Genomic DNA, 16,325 nt, shown 5'->3' with positions numbered 1-16,325 from the left:
GCATCAAATTACTGAGTATCTAGTCTCTAATGCGTGCTCTATGTCACTACAATGGTAATCAGAACCTTATTTCGTTCTATACCTCATTTTTGATGTAGTCTATACTATTGAATGACACGTTTGATGAACGTATAATGTATTTAGTGCTTTGAAGCGTCACATCTCAACATTACTGGTGAGAAAAGAGTGGTTATCGTGCAAAACAATAGTGAGATTCCATTAAAAGAACAAAATATTGTGCTCATCGGCTTTATGGGTGTAGGCAAAACAACGATCGGTTCCCATCTAGCGCGCAAGCTGTATCGCGATTTCGTGGATATTGACCAGGAGATTGAACGAGAATACAACATGCCAACAACAGAGATTTTCAAAACTTATGGAGAGAAGCGTTTCCGTGAGATTGAAAAAGAGCATATTTTGAAGCTATGCAGCAACACACGCCTCAAAATCATTTCCGTTGGCGGTGGTGCATTTTTACAGGAAGAGGTGAAGCAAGCTTGTTTGGCTTCATCGATTGTTTTCTTCTTGGATTTAAATTGGGATTCCTGGAAAGATCGGCTCAAGATGCTGATTGACACCCGTCCCAATCTACAAAACAAGACTTTAGGGGAAATTGAGGATCTCTTCCGTTCCAGACAGGACATTTACGCGGTGAATCACTCCAAGATCGATACGGATCAGTTGGATGCGGAAGAAGTCGCAGACTATATTATTCAAACGCTGAATCTAGGTTGGGAGTTGTATGAACCTACTCGGGGATTGAATTAAGAGTTACACAAAAAGGAGGGCTCGCATGCTTACCGCATGGGGGCCTTCCTTTTTGGTTCACTGCGGATATATTACTGACTAGCGAGTAATGCCTATCCATCTTTTAAGAATGGCTATGCAGCACCGTCAATATCTCTCTCAGTTCAGTGACAGGAATCTGCCCCGGTGCGGAAGCTTTCTTAGCAGCACCAAAGGTCAGAGCCGAACCAAACAGTTCTCCGGTCAGGCGGCTCACGACACCTTTCCCCGCCATCGACATCGTAATAATCGGCCGATCTGCATGCTCTTCTGCCATGGTACGCGTGGCATCCAGCAAAGTGAGCACATCGGCTGTATTGGTTGGCATCACTGCTATCTTAGGCAGATCGCCTCCCAATTCCTGCGCCTTACGTAACCGGGACACAATCTCCTCCTTCGACGGCGTCTTATGAAAATCATGATTAGATATAATCACATATACGTTATGCTTATGTGCTGCTTCTACCAGCGTCTTCACATCAGCTTCCTCATTAAAAAGCTCTACATCAATAAGTTCGACTTGCCCCGTTTCGGCTACTGTACGGTTCAATTCCACATAACTCGCTGCACTGATTTCCTTTTCTCCGCCTTCCCGAGCGCTACGGAACGTAAATACGAGCGGAACATTTGCTAAAATAGACCGAATTTCATGTAAGGCAGCTTTAACCTTTTCCAGATCCTCCACATGCTCGAAAAAATCGACTCTCCACTCCACGATATCCAGGTCGAGCGTACGTAAATAAGTGGCCTCTTCCTTCAACTGCTCCAACGTTTCTCCCACCATGGGCACACAAATTTTTGGCGCTCCTTCACCGATCAGAACATCTTTCACCTTTACGATTTTAGCCATCTCTATCTCACTCCCAAATTACAGTTTCAAGTCGAACATGTACAATAATTCATAGTATAACGCATTCTGAATAAGCATGCAGATGATTAGGTCCAGTCGTCATTTATTTGGTATCAAGTACGATTTTAGGGGACAATTTGCGACTTGCTGGAAAAACTAAACTGTACCGAAAATTAACAAACACCGCCAGTACGATCCCTAGCACATTCACAATAATAGCTAGCATAAAAACACTCGATATCTGAGAATGTTTCAAAAGAAAGCCTGTAAACACGGGAATGACCGTGTATGACAGCGAGGTTGCTGTATACACAAACCCGGTAATCTGTCCTTTTCGTTGACTAAAAAATTCACTCATTACGGTTAATGTCAGCTGAAGTACACCTGATATTGAAAACCCAATGACACTCGCACAAATAATGGCCGCCGCCCCTGACTTGAATAGGAGAAGCGCTCCAAAAGCCAACAGGGAAATACATGGATAAATAAGAATAATGTGAACAGGTTTAACCCATTTTCTTAACACAATTACCAATACAAACACGGAAATCAGTGAACCGACATTGTAATAAACTAATAATCTGAGAGACTCTGATTGGGTCATACCGATAAACTGTTGTCCAAAAGTAGGCAGCCATAACTGCACAATATAAAGCAAAGTCGGTCCGGTAAATCCGAGCAAGATAAGGCATACCCCTTCCTGCCAAAACCGCGGCTTACTCCGATCATTTGCCTCCAATTTTCCCGCTTGCTCAACGCTCGATACAGAAGTATCACCAACTGGCTCCTTGGGTGACTGAACCCGCATGTCTGGAAACTTCATTCTGAACAAGTAGATTGCATTCAAAGTAAATATGAGGGCTGGTAAAAAGAAAGAGAATCCGTAGAAAATGTCGTGATTCATAAAAAAGATAATCATTAACGGTAAAAATGCCGCCCCGATGGATATAAAACCTCTTACCAACACTGTAGCCGAACCAGAGGATTGGGGAAAAGCTTCGATCAGCGCTGGATAAGTACCTGAATCAAGAAAAGAATTCGCTACGCCTGCCAGCACAGCCAGTACGATCGCCATCTCAAAGCTGGGACTTAGCGGTATACCGACCAAGAATACAGCCATTAGTAGCCCTGCTACCACAATAAACGGCTTACGACCATAACGATCGGAGAGCACCCCGGATATGTACAGCGTAAACAGCCTGCCAAATCCCATCGCAGAAACCAAGAGACTGATGCCCGTCTGATCTGTATGCAAATGCTCTGTTAAAAAGGACATGTGGGACGCCAGCATAATATTAAACATGCCGAACAAAAGATAGTTTACATAAAGGCCTGTCGCCACTGGAAAAGAAGAACGTTTCATCATGAATTCACCTGCTTTTGTAAGTAAGTCTTGTAGTATTAAAAATGTGAATCATTTCACATTACCTGTGTCGATGATGAAGTATAGAACACATTTTAAGATTTATCAAGTTTAAATATTGCGGGACCCCAACCTAGACGCGCTGATGCGTTTTCAGATAAAACTCCTTGCCGTAGCTTAGTGCAAAGTTCCGAAAGTCCACTACTGCCGGGGATAAATATCTATTTTTGATGCTGGCCAGGTAGATAAAACGCTCGTATTCTGGATTTACAATAGGCAATGTTTTGACGTTAAAATAATCTAACGATGAAATTCGAGGCATAACCCCAATTCCGTAATTGACAGACACCAGCCCTGCCATTGCTGTATCCTCTTCAATCTCGCAAATAATCTGTGGCGTGACGCCCGCTTTGGAGAACAGGTTTTCAATAATAGGCCGAATCCCACTCTTTTTGTTAAAGAAGATCACTGGATAATCCGCTGTATCCTTGAGATCAATTTGGTCTAGAGTGGCCAGTGGATGATCAGGCGAAACAATGACAACCAGTTCCTGCTGAGCCAACGGAATAAACTCCACATCCGGTTCATTTTCCATGTGAGAGCAGAACGCCACATCATAATGTTCCTGCTTCAGCCCCTTGATAATATCGTTCGTATTCCCTTGGTGAAACGAAAAGGAGATATCTTTACGGGCATCCAGAGCTGAAAAGGCTTGAATGATCGCTGGAATGAAGTGTGAGCCTAACGTGTAAATGAACGCCAAATCTATATTTCCATGGCTTGGACTCACTAGCTCCCGTAAATTGTGTTCTCCCTTTTCTAATTCATCCATCGCGTGCTCCACATACTTCAGGAAAAATCGTCCGTATTTGTTTAACCGAATATTTCTCCCCTGCTTCTCGAACAGATGAACTCCCAAATCTTTTTCTAATTCTGAAATCGCATGACTTAAACTGGGCTGAGTAATACATAGTCGCATAGCTGCCTGGGTAAAATGCTCCATCTCAGCAAGTACACGAAAATATTGTAAGTGCTTCAGGTTCATAATTATGTAATCTCCTTCTTTAATTCATATTTTAAATTATAGACCCAAACTATGAAAAACGATAGAAATATGCATTGGATTTATAATAACACTCCTTATATAATAATGACATAGAAAGAATGTGAATAATTTCACTTATCTGTAGGCGTAATGCAATACCGCTGGACGATGCCTACCTAGGCCATTGATCTAAAATTTAAGTTGGGAGTTACACTTATGAAAAATCCTTATATCAGAATGGCAGCAGGGCTTTACATCAACTATTTTCTTCTGGGTATGATCAATGTTATTCTCTCGTCGAATATGAGCTTCCTGACCGTCCAATTGAACACGGATAAAGCAGCCATCGGCTATCTGGTGTCCGCGATTGGGATCGGTAAGCTGCTCGCTCTCGGGGTAGCCGGAAAAATGTCAGACAAATACGGAAGAAAACCACTCATTGTTATTGCATCATTTGCTTATTTAATCTTTCTGATTGGCATTCCGCTTGCACCTAACTATTCGCTGGCATTCGTGTTTGCCATTATCGCAGGGCTTTGCAACTCTATGATGGATTCAGGAACGTATCCTGCATTAATTGAAGGCTTTGGAAAAAAAGCTGGATCTGCAACTGTACTGGTCAAAGCATCCATCTCTATCGGTGCTATTGTGATTCCGTTCATGATTGCATTCTTTATTAATCACGATATGTTCTATGGATATTCCTTCTTTATTCCAGCAGGGATTTATCTGCTGAACGGTATCTTCTTATCGATGACAGCTTTCCCCAACCACAAAGCTGAGGAACAAAAGGCTCCAACCGAGGCTGCTCAATCCACAGATACTTTCCGCAGCGAGCCTAAGTTTTGGCAAGAAGGTTTATCTCTGATTATTATCGGTTTTACTTCTACTGTATTGTTCATGATCGTGCAGCTATGGCTTCCTACCTTTGGACAAGAGGCCCTGGGCATGGACAAAGCCAGTGCCATTAAACTGCTGAGCTACTATAGTATAGGTTCATTGGTTTCCGTTATTTTGTTAGCAGTGGTACTTGGTAAATTCATTAAACCGATTACTGTCATGATTGTATATCCGCTTATTGCCCTACTTTCTTTGTTGGCTTTAATTACATGGCACAATCCTGTCGCTACTTTGATCAGTTCATTCTTGATCGGCTTGTCTACCGCAGGCATATTCCAAATTGCCCTCACGGTTATGACGGAATTTTTCCGCAAGAACAAAGGCACTACGACTTCTCTCGTGAACATAGCAGCCAGTCTTTCGTTCATCCTGATGCCTTTGGCTACCGGGGGCATGTCCAAAAGTTTGGGAATTACCTCGGTATTCATTCTGGATATTGCGATTGCTGTAGTCAGTATTTTGCTGGCCGTGTTTGTTGCTTATCGATATAAAAAAGTATTTCATTAAACTACACAGATTACGTGGAGGCTTATATCATGAAAAATGCTGGACGTATTGACGGAAGAACACAACTAATCGGACTGCTTGCTACACCAATCGGACACTCTTTGTCCCCGGCTATGCATAATCTTGCGTTTGAAAAGCTGGGTCTAAATAACGTGTATATGGCCTTTGAAGTAGGAAATGAACAACTTGAAGAAGTGGTACGGGGGATGCGCGCTCTGAACATACGCGGTTATAACGTGTCTATGCCTAATAAAACAGCTATTCTACAGTATCTTGACGAGCTGGACGACAGCGCTAAATTTACAGGTGCCGTCAACACCGTCGTGAACACAGATGGTAAACTGAAAGGCTACAGTACAGATGGATCTGGTTATGTTCGTAACTTGCGTGAACACGCCATTGACCTGAAAGGTAAGAAAATGACACTTGTCGGCTCTGGCGGCGCAGCTACACCGATTGCTATTGAAGCGGCTCAAGCAGGTCTGGCTGAAATTTCAATCTTTGCCCGTAACGATCAGTTCTTTGCTCGTGCAGAAGAGAATGTCCGTATTATTAATGAAGATATGAAACACACCCAAGTTAAGGCGAATATCTATCCATTGGAAAATCAAGAACAGCTACGTGAAGAGATCCGCACAAGTCATATTCTCGCTAACGGTACAGGGGTTGGTATGAAACCGTTAGAAGGCAAAAGTGTGATTGAAGATGTGTCCATGCTTCGTTCCGACCTGATCGTAACCGATGTAGTGTACAGCCCAGCTAAATCCAAGTTGATGGAACAAGCCGAATCCGTAGGTGCAACTGCCATTAACGGTCTGGGCATGATGCTGTGGCAGGGCGCACTTGCCTTCGAACTGTGGACAGGCCAAGAAATGCCAGTCGCTTATATTAAAGAACAGCTTTTTGCTGACAAGCTGTAAACATAGAGCTACTAACAAACGCATCAAGCAATGAATTCCTTCTATTATATACTCATTTATGTACTCAAAAGACTATGCTCGGCGAATGAACACTTCTGCCTGGCATAGTCTTTTTATTAATCCTTATAAGGGTCAAATTCATTAGCCCCAGCCATGCATACCCCAATGGGCTTCAGTTCATGCATAACTTCCACGGTCTCGGAATGAGCGTCCAGTACCTCGCGCAGTTTACGGTAGACGAACGGGCTTTCATCTGTACCGGCTCCGCGCAGCTCGACACTATAGTTCAGAACGGCCTCCTTCATCTGTACGTCCGTGATTTGTCCACCACTCCGTGTGCGGGTTTTCCAATTCATTTTACCAGCTGCCTGGGTACGACTCATAATACGACCTGCCCCATGAACTGTACTATAGTAGGAATCCCGATTTTCTACCGAATCTTTTCCGCGTACAATCACCGAAATATCGCCCATGCTTCCTCCAATAAAGCCCATCTGGCCAGGTGCCGAGGGAGTAGCGCCTTTACGGACCACAATGGTGTCACGCCCATCATGCTGTTCTTTCCATGCGTAATTATGGTGGTTATGCACAGTAAAGTCCGCTTCGGTCCCCATAATACCAAGCACTTGTTCTATCACATAGTCACGTCCCGCATACGCATAGCGTCCGGCAAGGCGCATCGCACGGTAGTACATATCCCCCAACTCACTGTTCATATCCAGCAGCACAGGCGGCTGATCCATATGCTCTCCCGGCGCCTTTCCGAGAAACTCTCGTCCAGCGGCCAAATTTAGAAACCCACTTGCTGTTTTGTGTCCAAAGCCCCGGCTGCCGAAATGATTGGCAATCCAGACCTGTCCTGTCGCTTCCTCGACGAATACATCAACAAAATGATTACCACTCCCTACTGTACCCAGCTGTTCTCTCGCCAAGGACTTCAGTTTGTCATGTTCTTGTTTCCCAATCGCCGCATATACTGCCCAATCCGGGTCATCGAACAGCTCATGGTCTATCTGAATTGCATTCACACGACCTACGCCAAACGAAATATGACATGCAACCTCATCCATCACGGCTGAAATACGCGGCATAATATCTGCTGCAAACAGCTTGGTTCTTACCGCCTTATTTCCGCAACCGATATCATACCCGACACCTGAAGGCGAAATTTGTCCGTCATACACCATCACACCGCCAATCGGCTGACTGTAGCCTTTATGATGATCTGCCATCAGCAGCGCTTGAATTACATTACCGTTTTCGGCACATGTACGAGCTTGAGATAATGCCCCTGGATCAGGTGATCCCCATACTCGTACTCCATTGATTTCTTGATAAGCCATCGTCGTTTCATCCTCCTGTAAGTCACTCCATGTTTAAACTTGTAAAGTCGTTAATTGCATTATGTACGTTTTACCAGCTTCCGAACAGGGCGTAAGTATTACAAGTACAATAGTAGATATCCCCTAAGAAAATGAAAAAGGATACCCATGCAGCCAACCAGACTGTAGGATATCCTTTTATGATCATTTAGAAACTATTAAATCAATTATACTAATCTTTTTTGATGATTCCGAATTGATCCACAATAAAAGGCTTGGCATCATTTTTGTTTTGATCAATTTCATACGTTACGGCTGTAAGTTTATTTCCGTCTACAGTAATGCCAACAAAATTCTGTACCTGTCCACGTGTTGGTCTACGATTGTCACTCGGATCTGGGCCATATACTGCCGCATGATTCTCTTCAGCTAATTCAAAGAGATTATAGTACTTATCTCCAAGTTTTTCACTTGGGTTTTTGTAGTAGACTTTGGGGCCAGCGGTTGCTGGGATGACATAGATACTTCCATCTGGATTCACACTATATTCAATCGTCTTATCATTTAATGTATCTTTTAATTTTGTTGGCGTTGTTGCTTTACCCTCTTGGTTGATTGGTTTCGTACGAGCGTAAATATGATCGTGCCCTTGCACGACAAAGTCGATATCAAGTTCGGCCATTAGTGGAGCGATTTGGTTACGAACTCCATTCTTATCCATGATGTCAGAATCTGTTGCATGATTAGAGGTAGTGTAAGGACCTTTATGAATGTTAACAATGATCCACTTTGCACCTGCCCTTTTGGCTGCTGCTGCATCTTTCTTTAACCATTCGACTTGAGCTTCAGAAAAATTGGCATATTTCTCTGAGTCCTCATTGGAGTTCAGTACGATAAAGTGAGTATTGCTGTAATCATAAGAGTAGTACGCTCCTGTTTTAGTAGCGGAACCAGAAGGTTCGTTAATATTAAAGTGATCATAAAAAGCGTAGTTCTCATCCTCGTGATTACCTGCTGAAGGAACAATGGTTGTATTCAAAAGGCTTTTTTGTGAATGCCCCAGCAGCCAGTTCCACTGCTCTTCTTTGGTACCCGTATCTACGATATCTCCGTTGTGGACTACAAACTGAGCATTACCTACAGTTTGAAGTGCTTTTTCGAGCGTCTGTGAAGACAATATGGCTTCATCTTCGCTTTTTGCTTGTGTATCAGCTAGATCAATGAAGGTAAATTCACCGCTCTTAGGAGCCGTTTGAAACGTACCTGTTTCGCTCCATATCCCGCGCGCTGCATCACCCACACGATAATAATAAGCTGTGTCCGCTTGAAGACCTGTAGCTACAGCTTTATGGACAAGCTCTTCTGCAGAATTGGTCGATGGAGAGGAAGTGCCTTCAAATGTAAGAGCACTCGTAAAATCAGCTTCAGAAGCCGTTTTCTTGATTACTTGAACAGTGCTCTTCGTGAAAAGTTTTGAAGTATACCAAGTAAATCCTTTGGAGACTTTTGTGTCTCCATAAAATGTAGCTGTAACTTTACTAATCCCTTGATCTGTGTTCCCTGGTGACTCAGCATGGACAGGTAAGGCTGACATGCCAGTAATCAAACCTAGTGCAAGAGCAACAGACATAGATGTTGCTGACCACTTTTGAAACTTCTTAAACATGTGTACACTCCTCTTTGCAGTTAATATGTAAAAGTTATAACTATAATCATAACAATCAAATGTTAATACGTTGTTTTTGGAAATATAGTACTTTGTAAAAATGAGGTTATGAGTAACCTAGCGATTGAGGAGCAATGATAGCAGCTTATAAGAAAATGAAAAAGGATATCCATGCAGCCAAACAGACTGTAGGATATCCTCTTCAACTATAACACTCATATTAGACGGCTCTGCTATGCCATGTGTGGACTTGGCTTACTGTGCCGCTGAATGCGTACGCTTAAAATCTTCCTTCACCGCAACCAGTAGTGTTTCATTCACCAGTAGCTCCAAGCCTGACAAGGCTAACGCCTTGGCTCCAATCACTAAGGCTTCCTCACCCTTCTCAGAGCCAGCCGCTTCCCTGAATTCCACCGTATGAGCGATGAGATCATCCGGACCGATCTTAATGTAAGCATGTGCAGTCGGGATAACATGGCTTACATTTCCCGCATCCGTCGAACCCAGTCCGGCACGAGGGCCACGATCCAACTGTTCTCCCAGCGCTTCCAGTTCACGACCTACTACCTCATCCAGGGTATCGTTCAGAATGAAATCACGCACTTCATTTTGAAAACGTTCGATTTTCACAGTGGCTCCTGTTGCCAAAGCAGCAGCATCTGCGATATGGCGAACTTTCGTGGAAACCTCCTCTGTGCGCTGCCAAGTACTTGCCCGAATGAAAAAGCGTGCCGACGCATAGTCCGGAATGATATTGGGCGCGTCTCCTCCATGCGTAATGATGCCATGAATACGCACATCGGTCGGCAGTTGCTGACGCAAAGCATTGATACCGCTGAACAACTGCAGCACCGCATCGAGCGCATTGATTCCCTGCTCTGGTGATCCTGCGGCGTGAGCCGCTTTGCCGTAAAAATGAAAATCTAGCGGATCAACTGCCAGACTTGGTGAGGTCAGCCGGGTCACACCGGATGGATGAACCATCAGTGCAGCATCAATCCCTTCGAACAGCCCGTGCTTCACGAAGCTGCCTTTTGCACTGCCATTAGGACCGCCTTCTTCCGCTGGTGTACCGAACACATACACCTCACCTCCCGTTTCGTCGATCACCTGCGCCAAGGCGATGGCTGCTGCCGTGCTTGCGGTTCCGATAATATTGTGGCCACAAGCATGGCCCAGACCGGGCAATGCATCATATTCAGCCAAGTATCCGATTTTCGGACCTGGTCTAGCAGAAGCCTTACGCGCAACAAATCCGGTTTCGTGTCCCGCTACATTACGAGTTACCTCAAACCCCGCTTGCTCCAAAATGCCCGTCAGTGCCTGGGAAGCCTGAAATTCTTGATTGCCGATTTCGGGATTAGCATGAATAAACCGGCTCGTTTCCGTGTAAAGCTGACGAGACTCCTCAATTTCCTTAATAATCCGCTGTCTATGTGTATCGACCGTATTCGTTGTACTCATCGCAATCTCTCCTCGTTTCGAAAATAGATTAGTATGCTTCCAACCCTACTTCTGTTCAACATTCTTATTTCTTTTGCGCTTTAACATCTGCTACCAGCTTATCCAATGTGGCCTGTAGCTCTTCGGCAGACTGGTCTACCACGACGTTAGCTCCTTTAGAATCCTGTTTTACCGCCTCGGCTACATCAGCATCATGGTACAAATCCACGATCGTTTTGTAAGTCGCATTATCCTTATCCTCCGCCCGGGCAGCAAACACGTTCACATATGGCTTCGCTTCTTCGCTGCTTGCATCATCCTTGTAGATGGCTCCATCCAGCTTGAGCCCGGCATCTGTAGCAACACCGCTGTTCACAGCTGAGGCGGCTACATCAGACAAGACGCGCGGCGTCTGCTGGGCGACAACTGGGACAATCTCCAGCTTTTTAGGATTCCCTTCGATTTCATCCGTGGTCGGATACAGGCCCGCATCCTGCTTCAATTTAATCAGCCCTGCAGACTGGAGAAGTTTTAAAGCCCGTCCCTGATTGGACGGATCATCCGGTATAGCAATTTTGGAGCCGTCAGGAATATCCGATACGTTTTTGAATTTTTCAGAGTACAGTGCCATTGGAGCGATAATCGTTGCACCAATAGGGACGATATTCACATCATTTTCTACATTAAACTGACTGAGAAAGGCCAAATGTTGAAAGGAATTCAAATCTACCTCTTTATTGGCGAGCGCCTTATTGGGTAATGTATAATCCGAGAAACTGATCAGCTCAATTTCAATATTTTTGGCCTCTGCTTTCTTCTTGAGCACATCCCAATACGTGTCCTCAGATCCTGAAACCCCGATTTTAACATGTACTTTTTCATTTGCATTTGAGCCCGAACCGTTAGCTGAGCAAGCAGATAGAACCGCTACACTAAGAATAGCCAATAAACCCAAGCGAAATATTTTTTTCATTTTCATTTCCCCTTTAATCGTTATGTATAATACTCTGTTCCCATTAGCGCCGTAGAAATTTACGAGACAAGTAATTCCCCGCATATTGGGCGACCTGTACAAAAAGGATCAGCAAAACAATCGTGACAATCATGACCGAAGTATCGAATCGTTGATAACCATAGGTCATTGCCAGGTTCCCAAGGCCTCCTCCGCCCACCGTACCAGCCATGGCAGAGAAATCAATCAAGGCCACGGTAATAAACGTCAACCCTAGAATCAAAGGTCCCAGCGCTTCCCGAATCAACACACCCGTGATGATCTGAAATGGAGTCGCTCCCAGTGCCTTGGCAGCTTCTATCATGCCCGGATCTATGGAGACCAGATTATTTTCCACAATTCTCGCTACAGCAAAGGCCGCTACAATAGTCATTGGGAAAATAGCCGCCGAGGTTCCAATCGTGGTTCCCATGATTAAACGCGTAAACGGGCTAATCGCCACTAAAAAAATGATAAACGGAATCGGGCGAATGATATTAATCAGCAAATTCAGAAACATAAACACAAATTTGTTTTCAAACAAGCTCCCTTTACGTGTCACATACAGTACTAAACCAATCATAAGCCCCAGAATACTGGCAAAAATCAGCGTAACAACAACCATCAAAAGCGTTTCCCCTGTAGCCTCCACTACCTTGAGCCAAAATGTATCCCAATTAACTCTCATGATCGACGACCTCCCTGACTTCCACCGTCGTTCGTAGTTCCTCCACGACCTTGTTAACTTCATCGTCTGCACCGATTAACTCGACAATTAAGCTTCCGAACAGCGCTCCCTGTAGCTCATTAATACTTCCATATACAATGTTGTAATCCAGATTATGCTTCCGTGTCGCTCTAGAAAGCACCGGTTCACTGGTCGCCCCACCCCGAAAAACAAGTCTGTACAATCGGCCAGCGTGATGCTCCCGAATCTTGCTCAGCAGTTTGGGTGAAAGCTGATCATTCAGTACAGAGCGAATAAAATTTTTCGTCGTCTTCGTCTGTGGATTGGCAAATACATCGAACACACTGCCCTGCTCAATCACCCTACCATTCTCCATCACCGCCACACGATCACAAATACTGCGAATCACATTCATTTCATGGGTAATGAGCAAGATCGTAATCTGGTACTCTTCATTTACTTTTTTCAGCAGCCTCAATATATCTTCTGTCGTTTCCGGGTCGAGGGCCGAGGTCGCTTCATCACAGATGAGAATATCGGGCGAATTCGCCAGTGCTCTGGCAATGCCGACCCGTTGCTTTTGACCGCCAGATAACTGCTCCGGATAGGAATCCGCTTTATCCTCCAATCCAACAAATTGCAGCAGTTCCTTAACACGAGCATCTATCTGTGCCTTGGGCAGTTTAGCCAGTTTTAGAGGATAAGCCAGATTCCCATATACAGTACGAGAGTTAAACAAATTAAAGGTTTGGAATACCATCCCGATCCGTCTTCTTAAATTTCTTAGTTCCTTAGGACGTATCTGAGTAACATCCTGATCATTAACGACAATTCGTCCCTCTGAGGGGCGTTCCAGTAGATTGACAAGCCGCAGCAGCGTACTTTTACCTGCACCGCTAAAGCCAATCACGCCGAAAATTTCTCCTTTTTTAACCGATAACGAAACCTTTTCGAGTGCATTTACCTTACGATTGGGTAAGGTAAATATTTTGCTAACTTGTTCAAACTTTATCAAACTGCTTCCTCCTTACGTCTACAATGTATGTATTCCTCCATCCTATTTTAGTAATCCGGTGGATTTAATCGGATTTATACCCTAAAAAAATTCCCTAATCTTCGTTTGAACGAAGGTGGGATTATTTAACTGTATATTGCATTGTTAACACCTTAAGACAAGAAGGAGAATCTGTCAATAAAAAATGAATATAGCCTTCTGACTCCTGTCATTACAATTGCTTACACTTTTAGGGCTACAAAGCCAAATAAGGCTAACCGTATATTTGCAAAGTTTGCAAAATCGGCAGCCCTTTGTGAATTGCAATCTTGATCATTCCACTGACTAATGTGTAGAAGTATTTTTCAAATCTGCTTCATAACGAAGGCCGAATTGTTGTCTTGCCTCCTCCATCACTTCAGCGACTGTAAGTGAACACTCCAAGGAGTTAATGGAACTGTTGCGTTCACCACTCTTGATCAAATCAATAAATTCCTGAATTTCATAATACATTGGCTCACGCGTCTGAGCTTTGGTCAGATCTTCAATCGTGCCGTCCCGATAATGAATTTTCACCTCATAGGGCTGACTGATTTTGTCGATCACCATCGTTCCATTCTCACCCTGAATTTCAGCAGGCAGATAGGAATCTGTAATTTTGGAATACATGACCGTAGCATCCATATCAGGATACTTCATCACGATACTGCCCTCGCCATCGACACCAGAGGATAAAAGTACACCAACCGCCCGAACCTCCTCAGGTTTGCCGAACAAAGTCACCATAGGATACAAACAATACACTCCAAGGTCCATCAAGGAACCATTGGAAAAGGCCGGATTAAACGCATTCAATACCTTACCTTGCTTAAAAGCATCAAAGCGTGAGGAGTATTGACAGTAGCTTGCAAAATAACGCCGAACCCGGCCTATTTTATACATATGATCCTTTATTATTTTAAAGTTAGGCATAAGTGTGGATTTAACGGCCTCCATCAGCAGAACATCGTTGTTGCGCGCGGCTTCGATCATGCTCTTCACCTCTGCTGTATTAGACGCAAAAGGTTTCTCACACAACACGTGCTTTCCGTGATTCATACATAAGATCGCCTGCTCCGCATGTAAGGAATTGGGGCTGGCAATATATACGGCATCGACCTGATCACTTGCGGCCATTTGCGCCAGGTCTGTAAAAACCTCCGGCTGGCTGTTATATTTGTCAGCAAAAGCTTTGCCCTTATCCTCTGTGCGTGAGTACACCGCCGTCAGGGAAAATTCGTCCGTCTCCATCGCAGCTTGAATAAACCTCTCTGTTATCCAGTTGGTTCCAACAATACCAAAACGCATCACAGTATCCCATCCTTCCCGTGAGTCATTACAATTCATATGTACCTATTCTCGCATTCCAGCCTAAACTTGTCCACTATACCGTTAGTCATATCTCATGCTTTAACATGTTCATTCGACAAAAAAAGACTGTAGTCTATCAGCATAATTTATACTGATTGTACCACAGTCCCTGTTATTTATTTGGGGTTATATCTCTATTTTTTTGATATTACTTTTCCTACTTCTTCCAAAATGGCATCCATGGAAGCTGGGTCGTGTACATCATATTCATCAATGTTCAGACGCAGTACAGGACAGGCATCAAATTCGTTGATCCAATTGGAATATCTGCGATGCATTTGCTCCCAATAAGAACGCTCGGTCTGGATCTCCATCTCGCGACCGCGCTCCTCAATCCGACTCAGTATGGAGGGCAAGCTGCCTTCCAAATAGATCAACACATCAGGGTGCGGGAAAAACGGTGTCATCACCATCGCCTCAAACAGGCTAGTATACGTTTCATAATCGGTAGGGTTCATCGTTCCCTGATCGGCATGCATTTTCGCAAAAATGCCTGTGTCCTCATAAATAGAACGATCCTGCACAAAACCTCCACCAGACAAGAAAATATTCTTTTGTTCCTTGAAGCGTTCCGCGAGAAAATAAATTTGCAAATGAAAGCTCCATCTTTCGAAATCGTGATAAAATTTCTCCAGATAGGGATTATGATCGACCTGCTCCAAAGAGGTTTTAAAACCAAGGCGTCCGGCCAAAGCACCAGTCAGCGTGGATTTACCTACACCCACTGTACCCGCTACCGTAATCAGGGCATTCGCAGGAATGTTGTAATTATTCACTATATAAGCTCCTTTACATCGGAAACAATTTGTTTAAATTGTGCCTGGTTTTCTACAAAATCAATTTCATTCCCGTTCACGGTCAATATACGAGGGGAAGGGGACTGTTCAGCGAGAAACTGAATGCCTTTATCATAATCTATTATTAATTGCTCCAGATAGGCGGGGTCCATCTCCTGTTCAAAAGAGCGTGCACGCTTGCGAATTCTCCCCAGCAAGGTATCCAAATCTGCTTTAATATAAATGATAATGTCTGGCTTAGGCATATCATCCGTGAGCAGATGATAGATTTGACGATATTTTTCGAGCTTCACACCCTTAAGCGTACGTTCAGCAAAAATCAAATTCTTGTAGATATGATAATCAGAAATAACGGGCTGAGCTTTCTCGATATATTGCAGACCAGTATCCTCCAGCTGCTTATACCGATTGCAGAGAAAGAACATTTCCAGCTGAAAACTCCACTCATCTATATTTTGATAAAATTTATCGAGAAATGGGTTCTCCTCGACAATCTCTTTGATTATCGGCAAATGTAGCTCGGTTGAAAGCATCGAAGCCAACGTCGTTTTACCTGCTCCGATTGGCCCTTCAACGGCTATAAATGGGGCTTGTTTCATGCAGTTCTGCTCCTCCTTGTACTCCAGTCCATCCTGTGGACAAC

Annotated in this window: 15 protein-coding genes; 3 read left to right on the top strand and 12 right to left on the bottom strand. The window is 44.0% G+C overall.

Annotation, left to right across the window (positions count from 1 at the left end):
* Window positions 1-195 precede the first annotated feature (195 nt).
* A complete protein-coding gene (locus NSS66_RS24190) occupies window positions 196-768 on the top strand; it encodes a shikimate kinase (RefSeq protein ID WP_023987143.1) in 573 nt (190 codons plus the stop codon).
* Window positions 769-871: 103 nt separating this feature from the next.
* Here NSS66_RS24190 and aroD read toward each other — a convergent pair whose 3' ends face one another.
* From aroD to NSS66_RS24175, 3 genes are all read right to left on the bottom strand, one after another.
* A complete protein-coding gene (gene aroD / locus NSS66_RS24185; RefSeq protein ID WP_028542038.1) occupies window positions 872-1,636 on the bottom strand; it encodes a type I 3-dehydroquinate dehydratase in 765 nt (254 codons plus the stop codon).
* Between the two features lie 103 nt (window positions 1,637-1,739).
* Complete coding sequence (locus tag NSS66_RS24180; protein WP_340959960.1) at window positions 1,740-3,002, bottom strand: MFS transporter; 1,263 nt, start codon at window positions 3,000-3,002, stop codon at window positions 1,740-1,742.
* A gap of 130 nt (window positions 3,003-3,132) precedes the next feature.
* The gene (locus NSS66_RS24175) at window positions 3,133-4,044 is read right to left on the bottom strand and encodes a LysR family transcriptional regulator (protein ID WP_340959959.1); all 912 of its coding nucleotides are present in this window, start codon (window positions 4,042-4,044) and stop codon (window positions 3,133-3,135) included.
* Window positions 4,045-4,260: 216 nt separating this feature from the next.
* On the opposite strand from NSS66_RS24175, the gene NSS66_RS24170 reads away from it, so the two are divergent.
* Together NSS66_RS24170 and NSS66_RS24165 are read left to right on the top strand one after the other, a co-directional pair.
* Entirely contained in the window at window positions 4,261-5,451 is a 1,191-nt protein-coding gene (locus NSS66_RS24170) for an MFS transporter (protein WP_076160067.1), read from the top strand.
* A gap of 29 nt (window positions 5,452-5,480) precedes the next feature.
* Window positions 5,481-6,371 (top strand): shikimate dehydrogenase, encoded by an 891-nt coding sequence (locus NSS66_RS24165; RefSeq protein WP_340959957.1) that lies wholly within the window; start codon window positions 5,481-5,483, stop codon window positions 6,369-6,371.
* A gap of 116 nt (window positions 6,372-6,487) precedes the next feature.
* Here NSS66_RS24165 and NSS66_RS24160 read toward each other — a convergent pair whose 3' ends face one another.
* The 9 genes from NSS66_RS24160 to NSS66_RS24120 all read right to left on the bottom strand — a co-directional run bounded on the left by NSS66_RS24160 (window position 6,488) and on the right by NSS66_RS24120 (window position 16,281).
* Entirely contained in the window at window positions 6,488-7,714 is a 1,227-nt protein-coding gene (locus tag NSS66_RS24160) for an RtcB family protein (RefSeq protein WP_023987137.1), read from the bottom strand.
* Between the two features lie 211 nt (window positions 7,715-7,925).
* Window positions 7,926-9,359, bottom strand: a complete 1,434-nt coding sequence (locus tag NSS66_RS24155) for a metallophosphoesterase family protein (RefSeq protein WP_340959956.1) — start codon at window positions 9,357-9,359, stop codon at window positions 7,926-7,928.
* 255 nt (window positions 9,360-9,614) lie between these two features.
* On the bottom strand, window positions 9,615-10,823 hold the full coding sequence (locus tag NSS66_RS24150; protein WP_023987135.1) for a M20 family metallopeptidase: 1,209 nt from the start codon (window positions 10,821-10,823) through the stop codon (window positions 9,615-9,617).
* A gap of 64 nt (window positions 10,824-10,887) precedes the next feature.
* A complete protein-coding gene (locus NSS66_RS24145; protein WP_023987134.1) occupies window positions 10,888-11,775 on the bottom strand; it encodes a MetQ/NlpA family ABC transporter substrate-binding protein in 888 nt (295 codons plus the stop codon).
* A 43-nt stretch (window positions 11,776-11,818) separates the two neighbouring features.
* Window positions 11,819-12,481, bottom strand: a complete 663-nt coding sequence (locus NSS66_RS24140; RefSeq protein ID WP_023987133.1) for a methionine ABC transporter permease — start codon at window positions 12,479-12,481, stop codon at window positions 11,819-11,821.
* Window positions 12,471-13,496: a methionine ABC transporter ATP-binding protein gene (locus NSS66_RS24135; RefSeq protein WP_310169076.1), complete on the bottom strand. Its 1,026-nt coding sequence runs from the start codon at window positions 13,494-13,496 to the stop codon at window positions 12,471-12,473. Before NSS66_RS24135 ends, NSS66_RS24140 begins: the two co-directional genes overlap by 11 nt.
* 324 nt (window positions 13,497-13,820) lie before the next feature.
* Window positions 13,821-14,822 (bottom strand): Gfo/Idh/MocA family protein, encoded by a 1,002-nt coding sequence (locus NSS66_RS24130; protein ID WP_028542036.1) that lies wholly within the window; start codon window positions 14,820-14,822, stop codon window positions 13,821-13,823.
* Between the two features lie 197 nt (window positions 14,823-15,019).
* Window positions 15,020-15,661, bottom strand: a complete 642-nt coding sequence (locus NSS66_RS24125; protein WP_013308920.1) for a deoxynucleoside kinase — start codon at window positions 15,659-15,661, stop codon at window positions 15,020-15,022.
* Window positions 15,661-16,281: a deoxynucleoside kinase gene (locus tag NSS66_RS24120; protein ID WP_023987130.1), complete on the bottom strand. Its 621-nt coding sequence runs from the start codon at window positions 16,279-16,281 to the stop codon at window positions 15,661-15,663. Before NSS66_RS24120 ends, NSS66_RS24125 begins: the two co-directional genes overlap by 1 nt.
* Window positions 16,282-16,325 lie beyond the last annotated feature (44 nt).

Origin of the sequence: Paenibacillus sp. FSL R10-2748 (assembly GCF_038005565.1) — a bacterium.
Classification (GTDB): domain Bacteria; phylum Bacillota; class Bacilli; order Paenibacillales; family Paenibacillaceae; genus Paenibacillus; species Paenibacillus polymyxa_B.
Note: the sequence above shows the minus strand (reverse complement) of the source record. Positions and strands in the feature narration are given on the sequence as shown.